Source organism: Massilia mucilaginosa, assembly GCF_011682145.1.
Taxonomy (GTDB): Bacteria; Pseudomonadota; Gammaproteobacteria; order Burkholderiales; family Burkholderiaceae_D; genus Telluria_A; species Telluria_A mucilaginosa.
Genome location: NZ_WHJH01000317.1, coordinates 1 through 302 on the forward strand (window position 1 = coordinate 1; position 302 = coordinate 302).

Sequence of the window (302 nt, forward strand, 5' to 3'; positions counted from 1 at the left end):
CGAGGATGAACTGCTTGGCGCGCTGGCGGCCGACGATCAGGTTCAAGGCGCCGGCGCCGGATTCGGTGTAGGCCTTGTTCTTGACCGTGGTGTAGTCGAGCCGAACCGAAGGCGTGACGTTGGTCTCTTCGCTCAGCCTCACCACACGTCCGATACCGGTGCCGGCATGCAGGCTCATGCCGCGGTAATCGCTGCCTGCCACCCGCGTCAGGCCGCCGAAGTTGATGGTGCGGGTGGCGTCGGTCTTGTTGGCGCCGGCGTCAAGCTGCCAGTTGATGTCCGTGTTCGGATCGAGGTTATGG

1 protein-coding gene is annotated in these 302 nt (G+C 64.2%); it reads right to left on the reverse strand.

The features are described 5' to 3' along the window. The coding region (locus tag F2P45_RS35015; RefSeq protein WP_166882747.1) for an autotransporter outer membrane beta-barrel domain-containing protein at positions 1-302 on the reverse strand (302 nt) is incomplete at both ends.